The 20,418-nt window shown below is 65.7% G+C and carries 18 protein-coding genes and 1 tRNA gene; 4 read left to right on the forward strand and 15 right to left on the reverse strand.

Going from position 1 to position 20,418, the window contains the following annotated elements; translation table 11 throughout:
* Nucleotides 1-95: 95 nt before the first annotated feature.
* A complete protein-coding gene (locus KF783_RS03580; RefSeq protein ID WP_294076634.1) occupies nucleotides 96-1,376 on the forward strand; it encodes an MFS transporter in 1,281 nt (426 codons plus the stop codon).
* A 103-nt stretch (nucleotides 1,377-1,479) separates the two neighbouring features.
* Here the strand turns inward: KF783_RS03580 and KF783_RS03585 are convergent, their stop codons facing one another.
* The 9 genes from KF783_RS03585 to rpmI form a co-directional block, all read right to left on the reverse strand.
* Nucleotides 1,480-3,051, reverse strand: a complete 1,572-nt coding sequence (locus tag KF783_RS03585; RefSeq protein ID WP_294076635.1) for a peptide chain release factor 3 — start codon at nucleotides 3,049-3,051, stop codon at nucleotides 1,480-1,482.
* A 172-nt stretch (nucleotides 3,052-3,223) separates the two neighbouring features.
* Nucleotides 3,224-4,045, reverse strand: coding sequence for an EcsC family protein (locus KF783_RS03590; RefSeq protein WP_294076637.1), 822 nt, complete (start codon nucleotides 4,043-4,045; stop codon nucleotides 3,224-3,226).
* A gap of 52 nt (nucleotides 4,046-4,097) precedes the next feature.
* Nucleotides 4,098-4,961, reverse strand: a complete 864-nt coding sequence (locus KF783_RS03595) for an aldose 1-epimerase family protein (RefSeq protein ID WP_294076639.1) — start codon at nucleotides 4,959-4,961, stop codon at nucleotides 4,098-4,100.
* Entirely contained in the window at nucleotides 4,961-5,578 is a 618-nt protein-coding gene (locus KF783_RS03600) for a glutathione S-transferase family protein (protein ID WP_294076640.1), read from the reverse strand. Before KF783_RS03600 ends, KF783_RS03595 begins: the two co-directional genes overlap by 1 nt.
* A gap of 1 nt (nucleotide 5,579) precedes the next feature.
* Entirely contained in the window at nucleotides 5,580-6,323 is a 744-nt protein-coding gene (locus KF783_RS03605) for an SDR family NAD(P)-dependent oxidoreductase (protein ID WP_294076642.1), read from the reverse strand.
* A 142-nt stretch (nucleotides 6,324-6,465) separates the two neighbouring features.
* A complete protein-coding gene (gene pheT / locus KF783_RS03610; protein ID WP_294076644.1) occupies nucleotides 6,466-8,880 on the reverse strand; it encodes a phenylalanine--tRNA ligase subunit beta in 2,415 nt (804 codons plus the stop codon).
* The gene (gene pheS / locus KF783_RS03615; RefSeq protein ID WP_294076646.1) at nucleotides 8,877-9,968 is read right to left on the reverse strand and encodes a phenylalanine--tRNA ligase subunit alpha; all 1,092 of its coding nucleotides are present in this window, start codon (nucleotides 9,966-9,968) and stop codon (nucleotides 8,877-8,879) included. Before pheS ends, pheT begins: the two co-directional genes overlap by 4 nt.
* Nucleotides 9,969-10,075: 107 nt before the next feature.
* Nucleotides 10,076-10,441, reverse strand: coding sequence for a 50S ribosomal protein L20 (gene rplT, locus KF783_RS03620; protein WP_010543146.1), 366 nt, complete (start codon nucleotides 10,439-10,441; stop codon nucleotides 10,076-10,078).
* Between the two features lie 13 nt (nucleotides 10,442-10,454).
* Nucleotides 10,455-10,658 (reverse strand): 50S ribosomal protein L35, encoded by a 204-nt coding sequence (rpmI, locus tag KF783_RS03625; RefSeq protein ID WP_066581118.1) that lies wholly within the window; start codon nucleotides 10,656-10,658, stop codon nucleotides 10,455-10,457.
* Between the two features lie 158 nt (nucleotides 10,659-10,816).
* On the opposite strand from rpmI, the gene KF783_RS03630 reads away from it, so the two are divergent.
* Nucleotides 10,817-13,009, forward strand: coding sequence for an AsmA family protein (locus KF783_RS03630; protein WP_294076664.1), 2,193 nt, complete (start codon nucleotides 10,817-10,819; stop codon nucleotides 13,007-13,009).
* Between the two features lie 6 nt (nucleotides 13,010-13,015).
* On the opposite strand, the gene KF783_RS03635 is transcribed toward KF783_RS03630, so the two are convergent.
* Genes KF783_RS03635 through KF783_RS03645 form a run of 3 tightly spaced genes read right to left on the reverse strand, consistent with a single transcriptional unit; the run spans nucleotide 13,016 to nucleotide 15,001 of the window.
* Nucleotides 13,016-13,414 carry a DUF2809 domain-containing protein gene (locus KF783_RS03635; protein WP_294076666.1) on the reverse strand — a complete coding sequence of 133 codons (399 nt, stop codon included), beginning with the start codon at nucleotides 13,412-13,414 and terminating at the stop codon, nucleotides 13,016-13,018.
* Complete coding sequence (gene hisN / locus KF783_RS03640; RefSeq protein WP_294076668.1) at nucleotides 13,411-14,193, reverse strand: histidinol-phosphatase; 783 nt, start codon at nucleotides 14,191-14,193, stop codon at nucleotides 13,411-13,413. The genes KF783_RS03635 and hisN overlap by 4 nt, the downstream gene beginning before the upstream one ends.
* A 28-nt stretch (nucleotides 14,194-14,221) precedes the next feature.
* On the reverse strand, nucleotides 14,222-15,001 hold the full coding sequence (locus KF783_RS03645) for an EipA family protein (RefSeq protein ID WP_294076670.1): 780 nt from the start codon (nucleotides 14,999-15,001) through the stop codon (nucleotides 14,222-14,224).
* 158 nt (nucleotides 15,002-15,159) lie between these two features.
* On the opposite strand from KF783_RS03645, the gene KF783_RS03650 reads away from it, so the two are divergent.
* Together KF783_RS03650 and KF783_RS03655 are read left to right on the forward strand one after the other, a co-directional pair.
* Nucleotides 15,160-15,249: transfer RNA gene (locus tag KF783_RS03650), tRNA-Ser, on the forward strand.
* A gap of 370 nt (nucleotides 15,250-15,619) precedes the next feature.
* Nucleotides 15,620-16,279, forward strand: coding sequence for a hypothetical protein (locus KF783_RS03655; RefSeq protein ID WP_294076672.1), 660 nt, complete (start codon nucleotides 15,620-15,622; stop codon nucleotides 16,277-16,279).
* A 212-nt stretch (nucleotides 16,280-16,491) separates the two neighbouring features.
* Here the strand turns inward: KF783_RS03655 and KF783_RS03660 are convergent, their stop codons facing one another.
* From KF783_RS03660 to KF783_RS03670, 3 genes are all read right to left on the reverse strand, one after another.
* A complete protein-coding gene (locus tag KF783_RS03660; RefSeq protein WP_294076673.1) occupies nucleotides 16,492-16,920 on the reverse strand; it encodes a hypothetical protein in 429 nt (142 codons plus the stop codon).
* 474 nt (nucleotides 16,921-17,394) lie between these two features.
* Entirely contained in the window at nucleotides 17,395-18,843 is a 1,449-nt protein-coding gene (locus KF783_RS03665; protein WP_294076675.1) for an alkaline phosphatase family protein, read from the reverse strand.
* An 11-nt stretch (nucleotides 18,844-18,854) separates the two neighbouring features.
* On the reverse strand, nucleotides 18,855-20,417 hold the full coding sequence (locus tag KF783_RS03670; protein WP_294076677.1) for an alkaline phosphatase D family protein: 1,563 nt from the start codon (nucleotides 20,415-20,417) through the stop codon (nucleotides 18,855-18,857).
* Nucleotide 20,418: the final 1 nt, after the last annotated feature.

A 20,418-nucleotide genomic window follows, 5' to 3' on the forward strand; every position in this document is an offset into this window, starting at 1 on the left:
GGCTTCCGCTTCCCGCGGGGAGCGCATAGGCTGCATGTCAAACGGGCCGGTCGCGGACACCCGCGCGCCGGCCCGTCACATATGAGGGGATGATGATGGGCGTACGCAATCCCGAACAGGTCACCGACGGATATCGCCGGACGGTGCTCGCGATGCTGCTGGTGGTTTACACCTTCAACTTTCTCGACCGGCAGATTCTGGGCATCCTCGCCAAGCCGATCCAGGACAGCCTGAACCTCAGCGACGCGCAGTTCGGCGCGATCGGCGGCACCGCCTTTGCGCTGCTCTATTCGGTGCTGGGCGTTCCGCTGGCGCTGCTCGCCGACCGGATCGGCCGCGCGAGGGTGATCGCCGGCTCGCTGGTGGTGTGGAGCGGCTTCACCGCGCTGTGCGGCACCGCGGCGAACTTCTGGCAACTGTTCCTCTACCGGCTCGGCGTGGGGGTCGGCGAAGCGGGCGGCGTGGCGCCATCCTATGCGATGATCGCCGACTATTTCCCGGTCGAACGCCGCGCGCGGGCGATCGCCATCTATTCGATGGGCATTCCGATCGGCCTGGGCTCCGGCGTCCTGCTCGGTGCCTATATCGCCCAGGCGGTGAACTGGCAGGCGGCGTTCATCGTGATGGGGATCGCCGGGATCATCGTCGCGCCGATCTTCCTGATGATCGTCAAGGACCGCTATCCTCCCGCCGCCGTGGTAAAGGGTGGCCCCTCGCCGCTCGCGGTGCTGCCGATCCTGACGCGCAAGCCGGCCTTCTGGCTGCTGTCGATCGGCGCGGGATGCAGTTCGATGGCGGGCTATGGCCTGGCGCTGTGGGCGCCCAAGATCATCGCGATCCAGTTCGGATGGACCGCCGGCAGCGAACTGGTGAAGGTCGGCCAGTTCATGGGGGCGCTGTTGCTGGTCGGCGGATCGGTCGGCATCTTTCTGGGCGGCGTGATCGCCGACCGGCTCGGAAAGCTGGACCGTGCCTGGTATCTGCGCATCCCGGCGATCGCTTGGCTGATCGCGGCGCCCATGTTCATCCTTGGCTTCTCGATGCCCAATCCGGTTCTGGCCTGGGTGATCCTGCTGATCCCCAACGCGCTCAACACACTGTGGCTGGGGCCGATCGTCACTGCGTCCCAGCACCTCGCGCCCTCGTCGATGCGCGCGGGGACGTCGGGGACGTTCCTGATGGTCAACAACCTGCTCGGCCTGGGCGTCGGCCCCTGGGCGATGGGCGCTCTGTCGGTCGCGCTGAAGGACAGCTATGGCGACCAGTCGCTGGGCATCGCGGCGATGGCCGGGGTGTGCCTGTATCTCGTGGCGGCGGTGCTGGCACTGCTTGCGATCCGACCGCTCAAGCGCAGCTGGGTCGAGGCGAGCGACTGACACGAACCGGCAGGCGCGCCGCCGGCCCCCATCCTGCCATCCCCGCCATCCTGGCGCCGGATGGCGGAGATCAGGGGGACCGGCGCCGCCCGGTCCGGCGATGCTATCGCTCGCGCGTCGCGGCGAACTTCACATTGGGATAGCGGTCGGCGACATAGCCGACCTCCCAGGCCGACTTGGCGAGGAAGACCGGATTGCCGTCGCGATCCTTTGCCATCGCGCCGCGATTGAGGTCGGCGAAGTTCTTCACCTCACCCGCCTCGCCCCCGATCCAGCGGGCGGTGTCATAGGGGGCGGGTTCGAGGTTCGCGCCCACCTTATACTCCGCGTCGAGCCGGCTGAGCAGCACGTCGAGCTGAAGCTGACCGACGACCCCGATGATCCAGTTCGATCCGATTTCGGGGTAAAAGACCTGGATCACCCCCTCTTCGGACAGATCGTCGAGCGCCTTGCGCAGCTGCTTGGTCTTGGTCGGGTCCTTGAGCACCACGCGGCGCAGGATTTCCGGCGCGAAATTGGGCAGGCCGGTGAACCGGACATCGGCCCTTTCACTCAGCGTATCGCCGACGCGCAGCGTGCCGTGATTGGGGATGCCGATGATGTCGCCCGGAAACGCCTCGTCCGCCAGCTCGCGCTGCTGGGCAAAGAACATGATCGGCGAATGGATCGCGATCGGCTTGCCATGGCCGGTCGGGGTCAGCTTCATGCCGCGCTTGAACGTCCCCGACACCAGCCGCATGAACGCGATCCGGTCGCGGTGGTTGGGGTCCATGTTCGCCTGCACCTTGAAGACGAAGCCGGTCACCTCGCTGCTGTCCGGCGACACCGGCGCAGGCTCGGCGGGCAGTGCGTGCGGCGGCGGCGCATGGCGCGCAATCGCGTCGATCAGCGAATCGACGCCGAATTCCTTGAGCGCGGAACCGAAATAGACCGGCGTCAGATCGCCGTTGCGATAGGCCTCCCCATCGAACGGCGCATAGCCCGCCATCGCCAGCTCCGCATCCTCACGCAGCTTCGCCAGGTTCTGGGCGGAGACGATGCCGTCAAGCTGCGGATCGTCGAGGCCGCTGGTCTGCACCACCTTGCCCTGAAATTCGCGGCTGTCCCCTTCGGGCAGCAGCAGGCGGTTCGAGGCGAGGTCGTACACCCCCTCGAACGTGCCGCCCATGCCGACCGGCCAGGTCATCGGCGCGACGTCGAGCGCGAGCAGATCGGCGATCTCGTCCAGCGTCTCGAACACCTCGCGCCCCTCGCGGTCGACCTTGTTGACGAAGGTGATGATCGGCACGTTGCGCAGTCGGCACACCTCGAACAGCTTGCGGGTCTGGCTCTCGATGCCCTTGGCGACGTCGATCACCATCACCGCGCTATCGACGGCGGTCAGCGTGCGATAGGTGTCCTCGCTGAAATCCTCATGGCCCGGCGTGTCGAGCAGGTTGAAGGTCACGCCGTTCCGCTCGAACGTCATCACGCTGGAGGTGACCGAGATGCCGCGCTGCTGCTCGATCTTCATCCAGTCGGATCGCGCGCGGCGCGCGGCGCCCCGCGCCTTCACCTCGCCGGCGAGATGGATCGCGCCCCCGAACAGCAGCAGCTTTTCGGTCAGCGTCGTCTTGCCGGCATCGGGGTGGGAGATGATCGCGAAGGTGCGGCGATCGGGCAGTGTATCGGGCATCTGTGCTCTGGCTTCCGGGTCCAGCGGTGCTGGATGGCGGTCCCGGCCCGCTCCCCGCGCGGTCGCCCATGATGATGCTGGCATCGGGTGGCCGGTCGGGGCAGCGGGCCGGGACCGCCCGAGAAAAATGAAACCGCCCTCTAGCGAGAGTTCGCGTGCGAAGCGAGAGGGGTCAGCGCAGCCCGCGCCGCCGGTGCGCCTTGCGCCGTTCGCGCTCCAGCATCACGATCCGTTCGAAACAGGCCATCACCTCATCATGGGGATAGCGCCGTTCGAGACGGCGCAGCCGGAAATGGACGTGCGCCATCTTCTGGTAATAGCGGGTGAAGCTGGAATTGATCGCCGCGCCCGCGACCGCGCCGACCAGCGGCGCCGCCCGCGCCGCGATCGATTCGCCCATGGTTCGCGCCATGCGCGGCACGACGGTGCCGATCACCCCCGAAACCGTCTGGTGACTGAGCGCGATGCGCCCGGCCCACAGCGCGGTGTCGGCGCTGTCGTCATCGGTCAGCGGTCCGCCCAGCCCGAAGACCGCGATGCACTGCGCGCGCACGTCCGGATCGTCGATATCCTCGCCATAGCTGAGCGCGATCTGCTGGACCGAGCGCAGGATCAGCGTGGTGGTGACGGCAAGATCGGCCAGCGTCGTAGTGATCCCGCCCATGCCCCCCGCCGCGCCGACCACGCCGGCGGCGACGCGGTGAAACCCCTCCCGATTCGCCGCGCGGGAAGGCGTGCGGCGGGCGCGCGCGAAATTGGTGCGAAAGGCGATGGCGTAGCTTTGCCGCAGCGCCAGATCGATCATGCCCTGAAGCTTCGCCTCCCAATTGTCGGGCAGCCATTCGACGACCGAATCGGCCTGCTTGCCCGCCTGGGACGCGAGCTTCATCAGCACGCTGTCGGCATCTTCATGAAAGCGGGCGATCGCCAGCAATTCGACGAGGTCATCCTCGCCAAAGGCTGCGCACGCGTTTCCGGGATCGACCGACTCCATCTTCCCCCCGGCGCGCAGGCTATTGGTTAACGCGGCGAAGGCAAGGGGGCGGTCAGCGATGCAATGTTACCTGCATCGCGAAACGGTGTGCCTCCCCGGTGCCGATCGTCACGATTCCGGGCTTGTCCCACACGTCGCCGGCAAAGCCGACCGGGTCCGAATGCCCGTGCCAGGGTTCGATGCACATGAAGCGCGCGCCCGGCTTCGTCCACACCGCCAGCATCGGCATGTCGGCGAAGCGCAGCTCGATCTGCGGCCCATCGGCCGTGCCATAGCTGACCGTGCGGCTTTCCGGCGCGAGCCAGATCAGCGCATCGCGATCGAACAGCGCATCGCACAGGTGGAGCGTATCGCCGTCCACCGGGCTGGGCCGCAACGTCGGCGCGATCAACCCGTCGTCCAGCATCGCGATCGGCGCGGGTTCGGGGTGCGCGAACCGGATCCGGTGCGCGTCGCGCGCGCCGCCATAGGGAAGCGGCCAGGCGAAGGCCGGGTGAAAGCCGAAGCTGGCCGGCATCGCCTCCTTCCCGCGATTGACGACCTCGGCCTCGACCGACAGGGTCGCGGCGGACAGCGCGTAACGGACCCGCAGTTCGAAAACGAAAGGCCAGGACGCCAGCGTCTCCGGATCGTCACGCAGCACGAAAATCGCCGCGTCCGCCGTGTGCGCCTCCACCTCGAACCGGCGCCGTCGGGCAAAGCCGTGCTGCCGCATCGGATAGGTGCGGCCATCGACCCGCAGCACATCGCCCGCGAGCCGCCCGACGATCGGGAACAGCAGCGGCGCATGGCCGGTCCAAAAGGCCGGATCCGCATCGGTCATCAGCTGCCGGCCCTGCGCATCGCACAGGCTGACCAGTTCCGCGCCCAGCGGATCGATCCGCGCGGTCAGCGCCTCGTTCGCGATCTCCACCATCAATCGCGCTCCGGCGCGCCCAGCGGGAAGAGCGCGCGAAAGGGTCGCGCCGCGTCGATCGCCCGCGCGAAGCTGGGCCGTGCATTGAGCCGCCGGCGATAATCGCGCAGCGCAGCGCAGCGCGCGGGGATCGGGTGCGCCCAGTCGGCGTAGAACAGCGCGGGCGCCGCCGCGCAATCGGCCAGGCCGAACTCGCCCGCAGCCCATTGGCGCCCGGCCATATGGGCATCGATCCAGCCATATGCCTTGTCCAGCGTCGCCCGCGCCTCGGCAACGCCATGAGGATCCCGGCTGCCGTCGGGGCGCAGCGCATCGCCGACGATCTTTTGCATCGGGGTCATGACATAATTGTCGAAGATGCGGTCGAGCATCCGCGCTTCGCGACCGCCATTCACGAAATGCGGGGCGACATGTTCGACGATGATGCTGGCCTCGACCACGAGTTCGCCATCATCGTCGAGGATCGGGAACCGCCCGAGCGGCCACAGCGCCGCAAACTGCGCATTCACCGCCTCGTCCGGACCCAATATCCGGAAATCGAACGCCGTATCCGTCTCGTACAGCGCGATCAGCGCCTTCTGGCAATAGGAAGAGAACGGGTGGCCATAAAGGATCACCTCACCCCTCCCGATGCACGGCGAAGCCCGCGAAGCTCTGATTGACCGGCATCATCTCCATCACGTTGATGTTGAGGTGCGGCGGCAGCTGCGCGACCCACAGGATCATGGCGGCGATATCCTCCGGCGTCATCGGCCTGGCTCCACCATAGAGCGCGTCGGACGCCGCCTGGCTGCCGGTACGCACCAGCGTGAATTCGGTTTCCGCCATGCCCGGTTCGATCGAGGTCACGCGGACGCCGGTTCCGGCAAGGTCGCTGCGCAGGCTGAGGCTGAACTGCTTCACGAACGCCTTCGTTCCGCCATAGACGTTGGCGCCGGCATAGGGATAGGTCGCCGCGACCGACGACAGGTTGATGATCGCCCCACGCCGGGCGATCAGCCCGGGCAACAGCCGGTGGGTGATCGACACGAGCGCGGTGACGTTGGTTTCGATCATCACCTTCCAATTGGCGAGCGTGGCGTCCTGCGCGGGTTCGATCCCGAGCGCGAGGCCGGCATTGTTCACCAGCAGGTCGATGTCGCGAAACGCGTCGGGCAGCGCGTCGAGCGCGGCATCGCGCGCGCCCTCGTCCCGAATGTCGAAGACCGCGCCGTGAAACGCGTCGCCCAGCTCGCTACGGAGCGCGTCGAGCCGGTCGGCGCGCCGCCCGGTGCCGATCACCCGCCACCCGGCCTCAACGAACAGGCGCGCGGCCGCCTTGCCGAATCCCGCGGTCGCGCCGGTGATAAGGGCGGTGGGCATGCCATTTTCTCCTACGTCACCCCGGCCCGATGCCGGCCTTCACAGTGCCGCGAACACGCGGCCGAACCCGATCCATGTCACACACCGCCCCGGAGCGCCCGGCACCGGGCCGGGGCGACACGCCGGTCGGGCGTGACCTCGTTCACCCCCGCAGCGTCGCCCCCAGCTTACCCGCCGCCGCGACCACCTTGTCGGCGATGACCTTGATGTCCGCATCGGTGAAACTCTTTTCGCCGGGCTGAAGCGTCACTTCGATGGCAAGGCTCTTCCTGCCCTCCTCGACCCCTGCACCGGTGAACAGGTCGAACAGGCGCGCATCGGCAATCGCCGCCTTGTCCGCACCCTTGACCGCGCGGACGAGATCGCCGGCGGCCAGCTCTGCCGGAACGATGAAGGCGAAATCGCGCGTCACCGCCTGCAAGGCCGGGGGTGCAAAGGCCGGTCGCATGAAACCGGCAGTCTCCCGCTTCGCGGGAATCGCGTCCAGAAAGATCTCGATCGCCGCGACCGGACCGGCGACGTCGAACGTCCGCAGCAGCGCGGGATGGAGCATCCCGAACACCGCCAGCACATTCTTTGGCCCCAATCGCAGCGTCGCCGACTGCCCGGGATGCCACGCCGCCCCCGCCTCGCCCATGACCTGAAGGTTGGCGACCGGCGCGCCGGCGGCTTCGAGCAGCGCCAGCGCCTCCGCCTTGGCGTCATAGGCGGTGAACGCCTGGGCCTTGCCGGTGGCCCAGCCGCGCGGCCTGGCGTCCCCCGTAAGGAGGACGGTGAGCGTCGGGCGTTCACCCTCGGCAAGATAACGGCGGCCCAGTTCGAACAGGCGGATGCTGGTCGCGCCGCGCTTCAGGTTGCGTTCGGCCGCCATCAACAGGCCGGGGAGCAGCGAGGGTCGCATGACCTTCAGCTCCTCGCTGATCGGATTGGCGAGCGTCCACGCGCCGCCGCCGACCGCATCGGCCTCATCCTGGGCGATGAAGCTCCACGTCACCGCTTCGTGCAGGCCGCGCGCGGCGGCGGTGCGGCGCAGGCGACGCTCCAGCTTCTGTGCCGGCGTCGCGGTGGGCGTCGCCACGCCGGGCGAGCGGGGCAGCGGGGTCGAGGGAACCTTGTCGATCCCCTCGATCCGGATCACTTCCTCCACCAGGTCGGCCGCGCCGTCGATATCGCGCCGCCAGCTGGGCGCGGTGACGCGGAACCCGTCGTACGCGGCATCCAGATCGCAGGGGTCGCCATTGCCGTCGAGCGGCTCGACGGTGAAACCGAGCGATTCGAGGATGTCCTTCTGCCGCGCCGCCGGAATCGCCATGCCGCCCAGCGTTTCGGCGAGCATGGGGTCGTACCCGGTGGTGATGCCCACCTGCGGAATGCGCCCCGCGCGGGTAACGCCGCTCGCGCTGCCACCACACAGGTCGAGCACCATGCGCGTCGCGATGGCGAGGCCGTCGTCCAGGAATTCGGGATCGACGCCGCGTTCGAACCGCGACCGCGCATCGCTGGTCAGCATCAGCTTCTGGCCGGTGCGCGCGATATGATCGGGATCGAAATAGGCGCATTCGATCAACACCTCGGTGGTGGTGTCGCTGCACCCCGAATGTTCGCCGCCCATGATGCCGCCGATATCATGTACCGCGCCGTCATCGGCGATCACCGTCATCGTCGGGTCGAGCGCATAGCTCTTGCCATTGAGCGCCAGCACCTGTTCGCCCGCCCTGGCCCGGCGCGCGACCAGCCCGCCGTCGAGCCGTGCGCGGTCATAGACATGAAGCGGCCGGCCGAGATCGATCATCAGATAATTGGTGATATCGACCAGCGCGCTGATCGGCTTTTGCCCGATCGCCTTCAGTCGGCGCTGCATCCAGTCCGGCGACTCGCCGTTCGTGACCCCCGACACCGACTGTGCGTAAAAGGCAGGGCAGCCGGCTTCGTCCTCAATCCGCACATCGGGTCCCGCGCCATCCCCGGCGACCGGATCGATATCGAGCGGCCGGAGCGTGCCAAGGCCGGCGGCGGCCAGATCGCGGGCGATGCCGCGCACCCCCATGCAATCCTGCCGGTTGGGCGTGATCGACACGTCGATCACCGGATCGTCCAGCCCCGCATAATCGGGATAGGACATGCCGACCGGCGCATCGCCGGGCAGCTCGATAATGCCGTCATGATCGTCGCCCAGCTCCAGCTCGCGGCTGGAGCACATCATGCCGTTCGATTCGACGCCGCGGATCGCCGACACCTTCAGCACCATGCCGTTCGACGGAACGGTCGCGCCGGGCAGGCCCAGCACGCCGACAAGTCCCGCCCGCGCGTTGGGGGCGCCGCACACCACCTGCAACGGCTCGCCCGCCCCGGTATCGACCGACAGGACCTGAAGCTTGTCCGCCTGCGGATGGCGTTCGGCGGTCAGGACGCGCGCCACCGTGAACGCGGCAAGCGCCGCACCGGGATTTTCCACGCCCTCGACCTCATGGCCGATGCGGTTGAGGGTTTCGAGAATGGCGGGCAGGTCGGCATCGGTATCGAGATGCGCGCGCAGCCAGGACAGGGTGAACTTCATGCGCCCACTCCCCCCGACAGCGTGGGTACGTCGAGCGCCGAGAAGCCATAATGATTGAGCCAGCGCAGGTCGCCGTCGAAAAACGCGCGCAAATCGTCCATCCCGTATTTGAGCATGGCGAGCCGATCGACGCCGGTGCCGAAGGCAAAGCCCTGCCATTCGTCCGGATCCAGCCCGCACGCGGCGATCACCCGGCGGTGGACCATGCCGCTGCCCAGCACCTCCATCCAGCCGCCGTCTTCCGCATCGCCCGATCCGCCGATCACGCGCTTGCCGTTCGTCCAGGTGAAACCGACATCGACCTCCGCGCTGGGTTCGGTGAAGGGGAAATAGCTGGGGCGCAGGCGCAGGACGATGTCGTCGCGCTCGAAAAACGCCTTCAGAAACGTCTCCAGCGTCCATTTGAGGTGGCCGAGCGTGATGCCCTTGTCGATCACCAGCCCCTCGATCTGGTGGAACATCGGGGTATGGGTGGCGTCACTGTCGCTGCGATAGACGCGGCCGGGCGCGATGATGCGGATCGGCGGGGTCTGCGCCATCATCGTGCGAATCTGCACCGGGCTGGTATGGGTGCGCAGCACCATCGGCCGCTCATGCGCGCCCGCGAGGTAAAAGGTGTCGTGCATCGCCCGCGCCGGGTGCGTTTCGGGAATGTTGAGCGCGGTGAAATTGTGCCAGTCGTCCTCGATCTCCGGCCCGGTCGCGACCGAAAAGCCCAGATCGGCGAAGATTTCGGCCAGTTCGTCCATCACCTGTCCGATGGGATGGACGCTGCCCGGCGCGGGCGCGTCGGCAGGTAACGTCATGTCGAGCGTTTCGCGCGCCAGCTTCGCCTCGAGCATCGCCGCATCGAGCGCGACCTTGCGCGTCGCGATCGCCTCGGTCACCGCCTCGCGCAGGGCGTGGATGCGCGGCCCCTGTTCCTGCCGCTCCTCCGGCGTCATCGCGCCCAGCGTCTTGAGCAGGCCGGTGACCGCGCCCTGCTTTCCCAGCGCCTGTACGCGCACGGCGTCGAGCGCCTCGATACCCGACGCCGCCTCGATCGAGACGAGCAGATCGGCCTGTAACTGATCGAGATCGGTGGTCATGCAATTCCTCTTGTCCGCAGGAGCCTCTAGCCGGCGCTTGGGGGAAAAGAAAAGGGCGCCGGTGTTTCCACCGGCGCCCCTTTCGGAACGTCTCGCTACAGGTCGCCTCAGGCGGCCTGGGGCAGCGCCGCCTTCGCCTGCGCGATGATGGCGGTAAACGCCTCACCCTCGTGCATCGCGATGTCGGCCAGCACCTTCCGGTCCAGTTCGATGCCGGCGAGCTTCAGCCCGTGCATGAACTGCGAATAGGTCAGGCCTTCGGCGCGGACGCCGGCGTTGATGCGCTGAATCCACAGCGCGCGGAAGCTGCGCTTCTTAACCTTGCGGTCGCGATAGGCGTACTGGCCGGCCTTTTCGACGGCCTGGCGCGCGATGCGGATCGTGTTCTTGCGACGGCCATAATAGCCCTTCGCCTGATCCAGAATACGCTTGTGCTTCGCCTTGGTGGTCGTGCCACGCTTTACTCGTGCCATGTCCTAGCCTCCCTTACTTGAGGCCATAGGGCGCCCAGAGGCGCACGTGACCGGCATCCGCTTCCGACAGCACGCTGGTGCCGCGGTTGGTACGGATATATTTCGCATTGTGGCTGCTCAGGCGGTGACGCTTGCCGGCGACGCCGTGCTTCACCTTGCCCGTCGCGGTGAATTTGAAGCGCTTCTTCACACCGCTCTTGGTCTTCATCTTGGGCATTTTCGTCTCCTTTTACGCGCGACGATCTCGGACGGCCCCGGCAGCCCTTGTTAGCCGGGCAGTCCACCTGAATCGCGGAAAGGCGGGCGCATAGCGGGGAACGTCGCCAAATGCAACCGGCGGGAACCCGTTACGCCCCCGAGTCTTTTGACCCTATCATGGTCGATCGCGAATCCCCGATCGTTCCCGCGGATGCCGACCCCGTCGATCCGCCCGAACCGAAACCCGCGCCGCCCCGGGGTGACGCGGAGGATGGTCGCGAGTCCGCCGAAACCGTCGCCGAACCACGGCCGCTTCCCCGCCCGCTGCGCCTCGCCCTTCGCATCGTCGGCGGCATCCTGCTCGCGCTCTTCCTCGCCTGGGCGATCCTGTACATAACAAAGGGGCGCTTCCTCAAAGGTACGTTCGAGCGGATCGCGAGCAGCAATTCGGGCCGCGACGTCAAGGTGGCGGGCGACTTCCAGTTCTATTTCAATCCGATCAATCTCAAATATGTCTCCGAAGGCCTGACCGTTTCCAATCCCGCATGGGCGGGAACCGGCGATTTCTTTGCCGCGAAACGGATCGAGATGAACGTCTCGACGCTCAGCTTCATCTGGGGCGGGCGGCGGATCAACACGCTCGACCTGCAACAGGGCGCGATCGATCTCGCCTGGGACGAAGCGGGCAAGCGCAACAGCTGGACCTTCGGCGAAAAGGATGGCGAGCCGCTCGACATCCCGCTGATCCGCAAGGCGATCGTCGCGGGGACGCGGGTGCGCTATCGCGACCCGAAGATGGCGGTCGCGGCCACTGTCGCGATCGACACGGTGAAGGCGACCGACGAGAAGTTCGACAACGCCATCCGCTTTCGCGGCGAGGGAGTCGCGCGCAGGACACCCTTCACGCTGTGGGGCGCGCTGCTCTCGCCCAACGATACGGTCGCCGGCGGCCGTAACCAGCTCGCGCTGCGCCTCAATGCCGCACGCACCCGGGCCGATATTACCGGCACGCTTCCCGGGGCAACGCAGATCGAGGGCGCGGATCTGCATGCGGACGTGCGCGGCGAGAATCTGGCCGACATGTTCTCGATCGCCGGAATCGCCGTCCCGGACACGCGCCGCTATCACCTTCGCTCGGCGCTGACCAAGGCGGGGAATGAATGGCGCTTCACCGCGTTGCACGGCACCTTCGGCGACAGCGACCTGGCCGGGCGGCTGACCGTGCGAATGGGGAAGCCGCGCCTGTTCCTCGACGCCGATCTTCAGACCCGCTCGCTCGACATCGTCGATGTCGGCCCGTTTATCGGATACAGCCCGGCGCAATCGGCATCCGGCGATGTCGTGGTGACCGCAAAGGGACGCCCCCGCATCCTGCCGGACGCACCATTGCGAACCGATGCACTCGCCAATTTCGACGCGCAGCTGAAGTGGAAGGTGGCGCGCGTTCGCGCCGAGAAACTGCCGCTCAGCGATGTCACCCTCGGCCTTTCGCTGGACGACCGGCTGCTCAAGCTCGCGCCGCTCAGCTTCGCCATGGCGCGCGGAACGGTGACGTCGAACGTGACGATCAATGCGCGCGATCCGGCGGTGGTGACCGATTACGACATCCGCCTGTCACCGACGCCGATGGGGACGCTGCTCGCCGGTTTCGGGGTCGAGCAATCGGGAACGAGCGGCACCGTCAAGGCGCGGGTCAACATGCGCGGCACCGGCAATTCGGTGCGCAAGTCGCTCGCCAGCGCGAGCGGGCGGATCGCGATCGTCATCCCGCGCGGGACGATGTGGACCCGCAACGTCCAGCTCTCCGAACTCGATATCGGCCTGTTCATCCAGAAGATGTTCGAGAAGAAGCTGGAAAAGCCGGTGGAGATCAATTGCGGACTGATCGCCTTCACCGTGCGGGACGGGATCGCGGCGGCGGACCCCATCCTGATCGATACGACAAAGAATGTGATGCTGGGCCGTGGCGGGTTCAGCTTCCGCAACGAATCGCTGGACCTGGCCTTTCGCGCCGACGGCAAGAAATTCTCGCTCTTCTCCGGCCAGTCGCCGGTCGGGATCGGCGGTTATTTCGCCAGGCCCGCGATCGATGTCATCAGCCCCGAACTGCTTGGCCGCGCGGGCGCCGGAGTGGGCCTGGCCGCGGCCGTCAATCCACTGGCCGCCGTGCTGGCCTTCGTCGATGTCGGCGACGCGAAAAGCACCGATTGCGGGCCGGTGCTGGCCGGCGCCCATGCCCGCGCCCAGCGCGACACGAAGGGCCGCCCCCGCGACGATGTCGGCAGGGGGACGACCGCCAAGTCCGAGGATGGGAAGCGATCGAGGGAAGAGCGCAAGGAACAGCGCAAGAAGTTCCTCGGCATCTTTTGATCGCGGTCAGTGGCGCGGCGCCCGCCGGCACCAGCGATCGAGCCGGATATCGAGAAGGATCGCCGCGAGCGCGCCGGCGGCATAGGCCACGAAATCCAGCGGCTCGAACCCGGTTCCCAGCACCACCCGCGCCACGGCGTTGCCCCGCAGCCCGAGCAGGTCGAGGATCCCGACGAGTTGCCCGAATTCGACAAGCGCCGCGATCGCAAAGGCGGCGACCGCCGCCGCATATGGCCCGGTCCGGCTGATCGCCCGCACCCCGCAATAGACGAGCATCACCGCGAGCGTGTCGCCAAGATAGGGGCGGACGAAGCGATCGCGGACGAACAGGGCGATCACCACCTCGACCGCGAACAGAATCACCGTCGCGGCAAGATAGCCGCGATGCAGACGCCGCGCGATCAATGGCCGCGACAGGCGAGAAGGTCGATGATCTCCTCGACCCGCGCCGGATCGCCCGCCGCGACGACCTCACCCGAACTGCCGGCGTGGAGCGGATCGCCGTTCCAGTCGCACATGACGCCCCCGGCGCCCTCGACCACCGGCACCAGCGCCGCAAAGTCGTGCAGCTTCAGCCCTGCCTCGATCACCAGATCGAGATGGCCCGACGCGACCAGCCCGTAATTGTAGCAGTCCCCGCCCAGCACGGTGCTCATCACCTTTGCATCGACATGTTCGAACGCGTGCAGCTGGTCGTCGCCGAACAAGGCGGGCGACGTGGTGGCGAGCAATGCGGTCGACAGGTCGCGGCAGCTGCGGGCGCGCGCGGGCCGGTCGTTGAACAGCGTCGCCCGCCCGGTCACGCCCAGCCAGCGCTCGCCGATGATCGGCTGATCGATGATGCCCAGCACCGGCCACCCGCCCTCCAGCAGCGCGATCAGCGTGCCAAAGATCGGACGTCCCGCGATGAAGCTGCGCGTGCCGTCGATCGGATCGAGCACCCAGGTCCGCCCGCTGCTCCCCTCGCGCGCGGCACCTTCCTCGCCGATGATCGAATCCATCGGCCGTTCGGCGACGATCAGGCGGCGCATCGCCGCCTCCGCCTCCGTGTCGGCCAGGGTCACCGGCGAGGCATCGGCCTTCACCTCCAGCCCGTGCTCGGCGCGGAAATAGGGGCGGATCGCCACGCCCGCCGCATCGGCAAGGCGCAGGGCAAGGTCGATATCGGCCTGGGTGACGGGCATATCCCCGACTAGCCGCGCCCGCGCGCGATTAGAAGGGGAACCAGCGGCTCTTTTCGCTGAACTTCATATATCCGACATTCACGCCGGCGCGCCAGCCGACGCCCAGCCGGACCGGAATCAGCACCACGTCGCCACGACGCAGATAGGTCGCCGAAAGGCCCCCGACGAAATAGACGCGCCCCTCGCCGGCCGGGAAGCGTTTGAAGAGTTCCTGGCTGTCATAAAGGTTGTAGACGAGCACGAAGACCTTGTTCGCGTCACCGCCGACATCGAAGCCGACCGAGGGGCCGGTCCAATAGACCTTTCGCTCGCCCTCCACCGCATGGACCATGATGCCCGATCCATAGCGCAGGCCCACGACGATGGCGCCCGACCCTTCGCTGCCGGCGATATAGGCATTGGGTTCGCCCTGATCCTTCAGGATATCCTCGATCAGCGAGGCGAGGCCGCTCGCGCCCTTGCCGAACACGCCTTCGGCGGCGCTCACCAGGCGAACCTTGTCGAACGTCGTCGGAACTTCCGGTTTTTCCAGACCACCGGCGGTTACCGGAGCCGTTGCGGGGCCAGGCATGGGTGCGGGCGGGGTCTGTGGTGCGGACGGCGCTTCATAGGGCGCGCCCGCATCGACCGGCTGGCCCGCAGGCGGCGGATAGGACTGGCCAGCCGGAATCGGATTTTGCGGCTGCTTCAGATCGGCGTCGATCGCGGTATCGGGATCGACCGTCCGGATCGACTGGGCGGCCGCCGGCCCTGCCGCCATCGGCGGCACCGCCAGCGCCATCACCAGCCACGTCAACGCGCGTCGCATAGAAACTCCCTCCCGCATCGTGCGGCCTATCGTGCGTCATGCCGGGCCGGCAATGAACCGGCGATGACCCGAGTCGATTTCGCGCCCAACCGCGCGCAAACATGCCATTGATCGCCCCCCAAACCCTCGCTATAGCCCGCGCCTTGCCGCTGGCGTCCGGAGACGTGGGTGAGTGGCTGAAACCAACGCTTTGCTAAAGCGTCGTACGGGGAACCGTACCGAGGGTTCGAATCCCTCCGTCTCCGCCATTATCCATTGATTATATTGGATATTTTAGCCGCAGCGCCCGCAATTCCCATAAAGGCTCCCCGAAAGTGGATTTGCTAGCCAGAGTTAGGACTGCCATCGAGCATTTCGATCTAGCTCTTTAGAAGCTGCCTTAAGGCATGGCAGAGATACAGGCCGGGGCAGCGAGGGTGGGGTATGGGGGTAATCCATGCAACACATATGTCTTGCTCCCTCTCACAAATGCGGCGCGAAATGTTCACATGCGACAGCTCCGCCCTTCCTACCACACCTTTCAAACAGATGTGGCGGATGGCTTCCTCGTATGCTGGACACCAGTGGTAAGATCGGCGCATCTGAAGCAAATCTTTTAACAACGTAGGGGAATCGCGGATGATCGAGCTGTCGAACAGCGATTTAGCTGCTGTCTGGCAAGCTATTTATCAGCGGACAGACTACCGATGGCCAATTGGACAATCTTCCGCCGCCAAATTGGCTATGCTCACAAGTGTGGTAAACGCTGGGTCATCCCGCGATGAGCTATCAGCGGCCCTGAGTCCTATGCTCGTTTCCGATGACGCAAATAGGGCCGCCCAATGGATAATTCGAGACTGGGGAGGTATACGTCGGACCAGCGATACGAGCATTGAACAAATGGTGATTGGGTTCCGGGATTACTCTATCGAAGCCGTTAACGATTTTATCTCTGAACACGGGTGCAACCGCATATCATCATGGAGCAAGTTACTGGCGTTTCAGAACACTGAAAGGTGGGCGATCTATGATAGTCGAACGGCTGTCGCGCTGAATGTGGCACTAATGTCGGCTGGTCGTGATCCTTGTTTTGAGATGCCGCTTTCGCGAAACAAAACGATCAAACCGAAGCACGCTGCGATTAGGGCCGAACAAAATCACAGATCACTGGTTGGTTATCTCGACTATCTTTCCGTCTTGAACGCCTTGAAGGTCTATCGGAATCTTCAAAATATAGGGCAGGTCGAAATGATCCTTTTCGCCAATGCCGAAGCCATCGTCAACGCTTCATCACGGTAACTCCTCTGGTGGCCAGAGCTTAGCCTCGGCCCGGTCGGGGTGACTACACGCAACGCCGCTGGCTAACTGGCTTTCGCGCGATTCTTTGCATACAGGGTTTCCTATTGGGACAGGATGCATAGCAAGATATTGAATTACAGTCAGAACATCGGCTTTTAAGGGTGTCCGCCCTCCAACACCGCGATCATTCCACGCACCTTCTCCAACAGCTCTCAGCGCACCTCCGCGTCAGTGATCCCCGGAATAGCTGCCCCCGCTTCATCCAGCGCGCGGTGGGCCTCCCGTTCCAGCCTCCGCTCCGGGCTAGCTTCACGCGCGCCGCCCCTGCGGCTGCCCCCGGTCGGATGGCGCTCGGCTAACGCCCTTGCCACGGAAGGAAAATCCTGCTGGGTCCAACGGGCCAGCGTGCTTTTAGGAATGCCCAGTTCCTCCCCCATCTCTCGATAAGACTTGTGCTGGCCGCGTCTGCGCCCCCAGTGCTTCCGGGCTTTGATATACGCGCGAAACATCTCCCGCTGCTCGGCACTAGAGAGGGGGAGGCCGTGTTTTCGGTTGGCCTCGTAGCCCCATAGCGCCGCCTCATCCATGCTTCCTGTGCTGCGCACCAGCGCGCCGGTCTCCTCCACCCCCAGCGCCTTCATCGCATCCAGCCGGTGCCAGCCATCGACAAGAATCAGCGCGCCGTTGATCCGGGAAAGTAGGATAGGGGGAAGGCCTCCCCCGCCTCCATCGCCTGAATGTAACGGCGGCGGGTTGGGGAATTGATGCCCTTGCTCCGAGGTTGCAATTCGGGGAGGGTCACGATGCTGGCGACCGCGACAATTTCCTCCCGCTCGCTGCTGTCAGCTTGGGGCATGGAGAGAGGGATGCGCGATGGATGCACGCCGGAAGCCCCCGGTCATGCCTTCGGCCCGATAACCCGCACAGCCGGGTTGAGCCTATATTCCTTGAGTTGCCTCCCGTTTCGGGTCTTTCGTCCGTTCCGCGACTGAATCAAGTTCCGCCCGTGAGTATCCTTTGTGTTGGTCATGCGCGCCCACCTCCGTGTAGGTGGCAATATATTTTGCCAAAAAATGACGGTCACAAAGCCGAATCCGAAAGTGCGATAAGTAATATCATGAATTAGTTCGCTTGCGGGTACCCCTCTCGGGAACGGGCATGGACTGATCTTTGCCGGGCGGGTTTGGAAGTGGAAGCGTTTTCGCTGACTTGCGCGCTAGATGTAGTAAACCACTAGTGCTTGGCAACACTGGAGGCAGCGCCATCTTCGCGCCAAACCGAAAAGCCGCCGTGAGGTCGCCGAAGGTCTGCCGCCGCCAGTCGCTGATGTTCGGCTCGCGCACGCCCGTCACCTGCTCGAGAAATCGCAGCACCGATGTGTGATCGAACGGCTGGCTGCACACGTAGCCGCCCGCGGTCCATGGCGAGATGATGATGCACGGTACACGAAAGCCCGCGCCGACCGGTACGCCATTCACGAATTCACCCGGCGTACCCGCGGACGGTGAAGGCGGCAGGACGTGATCGAACAGTCCGTCGTTCTCATCGTAGTTCAGGATGAAAGCGGTCTTGGCCCAGACATCGGGATTGGCGGCGAGCGCGTCGAGCTTGCTCGCGATGAACTCCGCGCCGGCGGCCGGCATCGAATTGGCCGGATGCTCCGACCCTTCGTCGCTGGGATGTAGCCAGGTGACGGTCGCCAGCCGATCGTGGAGCGCGTCATATTCGAATTCGCCATCGGTGGCGGCCGGCATGCCCTTGACCCGGAACGGCGATCCGGGCGGCGCGTCCATGAAGTTGCGGAACAAGCGCAGCACATTGAAACCGGTACCCTTGTCGGCGTTTTGATACACCTTCCAACTGACGCCCGCCGCCTCCAGCCGCTCGGCATAGGTGGTCCAGGTCAGCCCTTCCTTCGGGGTTCCCTGAGACGTCTGCGGGGGGCCGTACTTTCCGTCGGCGTCGATCGTGCCGGTCAGCCAGTAGAAGCGGTTGGGCCGGGTCGAACCCATCACCGAGGAATGATAACCGTCGCAGATCGTGAAAGCGTCGGCGAGCGCATAGTGGAACGGGATGTCCTCGCGCTTGAAATAGCCCATCGTGAACGGCCCCTCGACGCCGTCGGCGGCACGGTGCGCGGGCAGCCAATTGTCCATCCGCCCGCCATTCCAGGCGGCGTGCTGCACCGCCCAGCTATGGTCGGTCGACGGCAGCGCCTGTGCGCTGGTCGAGAAGGTGTCGAGGTGGAACGGGAGCGTAAAGCCTAGCGGATTGGCCGGATCGGGCTGGTGGAACACGTCGCGTCCGCTAGCGAGCTTCATCGCGTGTTTGTCGCCAAACCCGCGCACCCCCGACAGCATGCCGAAATAATGGTCGAACGAGCGGTTCTCGAGCATCAGCATGACGACATGCTTGATGTCCTTCAGTGACCCGGTCCGCCGCGGACCCTGCGCCATCAGCTTCTGCACATTCGGTGGCATCAGCCCGGTCGCCGCGGAAAACGCGGCCGCGCCTGCCGCCCCGCTGAGCAGGCGGCGGCGGGTGAACAGCGGGGCATCAGTCATGATCGGATCCTTCAGGCGCGGTGGAGCGCGGCGCGATCGGGCGTCACCGCAAAGCTGGCCAACGTCGAAAGCTTGCCATCGCGGCGGGCGATCGTGTCGAGCCCCTTTACATCGGTCCGCCAACGCTTTGCGGTAATGTCGAACAGCTGGTAGCCACGCTGGTCCGCATAGAGCGCGACATGCGGGTTGTTGCGCTTGATCGTGTCGAGCTCGGCGATCGGGCCGCCATCGCCATTGGTCGAGATCGAGGTGCCGAGGAACTCGACCGCCGCCATCTCCCCGTCGAGCGCGTCCTCGTGGACTGGCACGGTACCCGCGAAATGCTTGTGATAATCGCCCGAGGCGATGATCACGTTGGACAGCCGGTGGTCGCGGATCGTGTCGATCAGCCGGGCGCGCGCGGGGCGGTAACCATCCCATGTGTCGGTTGCGAGGTTGGGCGCGGTTTCGTCTGCCTTGCGCCGGTCGAACGGCATGATCAGGATCTGCTGCGCGATCAGGTTCCAGCGCGCGCTGTTGCCCAGGCCGTCGCTCAGCCATTTCTCCTGCGTCGTGCCGAGGACTTGCGGCCCGTTATGCTCGGCGGGCGTGCAGGGCTTGCGCTTGCCGTCGTCGCAGACCTGGTCGCTGCGATAGGTGCGCGTATCGAGCAGGTGGACACGAAGTAGCCCACCGTAATCGAGCCGGCGGTATGCGAGCATGTCCTGGAAACGCGGGAACTGCGCGGCGCGCACGGGCATGTGCTCGTACCACGCTTGCATTGCGGCGAAGCGGCGCAGTGCGAACACTTCCGGCGGGGTGTTCTGTTCGTCTGTCAACCCGACCCAATTGTTGTCGACCTCATGGTCGTCGAAGGTCGACAGGAATGCGCAGGCGCGGTGCGCAGCCTGTAAATCGGGGTCGGATTTGTATTGCGCGTAGCGGCGCCGATAGTCGTCGAGCGAATAGAGTTCGTCGCCGATATGCTCGCGCACGCAATTGGGTTTGCCGTCGATCTTGGGACAGACGCGCTGCGCCCAGTGCTCGTAGATGTAATCGCCGTAATGGAAGACCGCGTCGAGGTCGGGTTCCTGCGCGAGGTAGCGATAGGCGGTATAATAGCCGCCCTCCCAATGCTGACAGCCCGCCAGCCCGATCCGCAGCCGATCGACCGGCGATCCTGCTGCGGGTGCGGTGCGCACCGTCCCGACCGGGCTCGTCGCGCCGCCGACACGGAAACGATACCAATATGCGCGTCCCGGTTTCAGCCCGGCGACCTCGACATGCACACTGTGTCCGAGCTCTGGCCGCGCGAACGCCTCGCCCTTTTGCGCGACCCGGGCAAAGCGTTCGTCCTCGGCAACCTCCCAAGCCACTGCCACCGCCTGCATCGGCATGCCGCCGCCGCGCTGGAGTGGCTTGGGCGCGAGGCGGGTCCAAAGCACGAAGCCGTCGGGCCAGGGATCACCCGACGCAATCCCCAGCGTGAACGGATCGCCCTCGATCGTCGCCGCGAACAGCGCCTGTCGCGACAGGCCAGCCAGCAGGACCAGCCCACCGGCGGTGTGGATCAGCGTGCGGCGATCGAAGTGCATC

Origin of the sequence: Sphingomonas sp. (assembly GCF_019635455.1) — a bacterium.
Classification (GTDB): Bacteria; Pseudomonadota; Alphaproteobacteria; order Sphingomonadales; family Sphingomonadaceae; genus Sphingomonas.

Excerpts from the sequence above, each read along its gene's own strand:
- KF783_RS03580 (WP_294076634.1), top strand. The coding sequence starts at position 96 with ATGGGCGTACGCAATCCCGAACAGGTCACCGACGGATATCGCCGGACG.
- KF783_RS03585 (WP_294076635.1), bottom strand. The coding sequence starts at position 3,051 with ATGCCCGATACACTGCCCGATCGCCGCACCTTCGCGATCATCTCCCAC.
- KF783_RS03590 (WP_294076637.1), bottom strand. The coding sequence starts at position 4,045 with ATGGAGTCGGTCGATCCCGGAAACGCGTGCGCAGCCTTTGGCGAGGAT.
- KF783_RS03595 (WP_294076639.1), bottom strand. The coding sequence starts at position 4,961 with ATGGTGGAGATCGCGAACGAGGCGCTGACCGCGCGGATCGATCCGCTG.
- KF783_RS03605 (WP_294076642.1), bottom strand. The coding sequence starts at position 6,323 with ATGCCCACCGCCCTTATCACCGGCGCGACCGCGGGATTCGGCAAGGCG.
- pheT (WP_294076644.1), bottom strand. The coding sequence starts at position 8,880 with ATGAAGTTCACCCTGTCCTGGCTGCGCGCGCATCTCGATACCGATGCC.
- pheS (WP_294076646.1), bottom strand. The coding sequence starts at position 9,968 with ATGACCACCGATCTCGATCAGTTACAGGCCGATCTGCTCGTCTCGATC.
- rplT (WP_010543146.1), bottom strand. The coding sequence starts at position 10,441 with ATGGCACGAGTAAAGCGTGGCACGACCACCAAGGCGAAGCACAAGCGT.
- rpmI (WP_066581118.1), bottom strand. The coding sequence starts at position 10,658 with ATGCCCAAGATGAAGACCAAGAGCGGTGTGAAGAAGCGCTTCAAATTC.
- KF783_RS03630 (WP_294076664.1), top strand. The coding sequence starts at position 10,817 with ATGGTCGATCGCGAATCCCCGATCGTTCCCGCGGATGCCGACCCCGTC.
- hisN (WP_294076668.1), bottom strand. The coding sequence starts at position 14,193 with ATGCCCGTCACCCAGGCCGATATCGACCTTGCCCTGCGCCTTGCCGAT.
- KF783_RS03645 (WP_294076670.1), bottom strand. The coding sequence starts at position 15,001 with ATGCGACGCGCGTTGACGTGGCTGGTGATGGCGCTGGCGGTGCCGCCG.
- KF783_RS03655 (WP_294076672.1), top strand. The coding sequence starts at position 15,620 with ATGATCGAGCTGTCGAACAGCGATTTAGCTGCTGTCTGGCAAGCTATT.
- KF783_RS03660 (WP_294076673.1), bottom strand. The coding sequence starts at position 16,920 with ATGAAGGCGCTGGGGGTGGAGGAGACCGGCGCGCTGGTGCGCAGCACA.
- KF783_RS03665 (WP_294076675.1), bottom strand. The coding sequence starts at position 18,843 with ATGACTGATGCCCCGCTGTTCACCCGCCGCCGCCTGCTCAGCGGGGCG.
- KF783_RS03670 (WP_294076677.1), bottom strand. The coding sequence starts at position 20,417 with ATGCACTTCGATCGCCGCACGCTGATCCACACCGCCGGTGGGCTGGTC.